Raw genomic sequence first — 915 nt, 5'->3', positions numbered from 1 at the left:
CTTCATGATCATGGGCGAGATCTGCACCCGCGCCTGCGCCTTCTGCAACGTCGCCACGGGCATTCCAACCGCTCTTGACCCGGATGAACCGGCCCGCGTCGCGCATGCGGTCAAGCAGATGGGCCTTACCCATGTCGTCATCACCTCGGTCGACCGCGACGACCTCGCCGATGGCGGTGCGCAGCATTTCGCCGAGGTCATCCGCGCCATCCGGGCGGCGACGCCGCTGACGACGATCGAAATTCTGACGCCCGACTTCCTGCGCAAGGACGGCGCGCTGGAGATCGTCGTGGCGGCCAAACCCGACGTCTTCAACCACAATCTCGAAACCGTTCCGTCGAACTATCTGACGGTTCGTCCGGGCGCCCGCTATTTCCATTCGATCCGGCTGTTGCAGCGGGTCAAGGAGCTTGATCCGTCGATCTTCACCAAGTCCGGCATCATGGTGGGGCTGGGCGAAGAACGGAATGAAATCCTGCAGTTGATGGACGATCTGCGTTCGGCCAATGTCGACTTCATGACCATAGGCCAGTATCTGCAGCCGTCGAAGAAGCACCACCCGGTGATCCGCTTTGTTACGCCGGAGGAGTTCAAATCCTTTGAGACGATCGGCCGGACCAAGGGTTTCCTGCTGGTGGCGTCCAGCCCGCTGACGCGTTCATCGCATCACGCCGGCGACGATTTCGCCAAGCTGCGTGCGGCACGGGAAGCGATTCTCAAGAAATCAGCTTAATCAGCCGGTTTCATGCCAAAATTCGAAGCTACCCGACGCGTATCCCATACACCCGAGCAGATGTTCGCTTTGGTCGCCGATGTTGAATCCTATCCGCAATTCCTGCCGCTTTGCGAAGCGCTGACGGTTCGCTCGCGCAAGGAGCGTGACGGGCGTACCGTTCTCCTTGCCGACATGAGCAT

At 60.2% G+C, this 915-nt stretch carries 2 protein-coding genes; both read left to right on the top strand.

What is annotated here, in order from left to right; all coding sequences use genetic code 11:
- Positions 1-733, top strand: a 733-nt coding sequence (locus EN914_RS36745) for a lipoyl synthase (protein WP_164779232.1), incomplete at its 5' end; no start/stop codon positions are given.
- A gap of 12 nt (positions 734-745) precedes the next feature.
- The coding region (locus EN914_RS36740) for a type II toxin-antitoxin system RatA family toxin (RefSeq protein ID WP_281034705.1) at positions 746-915 on the top strand (170 nt) is incomplete at its 3' end.

This window comes from Mesorhizobium sp. M7A.F.Ca.CA.001.08.2.1 (genome assembly GCF_003998455.1).
In the GTDB taxonomy this organism is placed as follows: Bacteria; Pseudomonadota; Alphaproteobacteria; order Rhizobiales; family Rhizobiaceae; genus Mesorhizobium; species Mesorhizobium ciceri.
The sequence above is the reverse complement of the archived record's forward strand: the minus strand, read 5'-3'. Positions and strand labels throughout refer to the sequence as shown.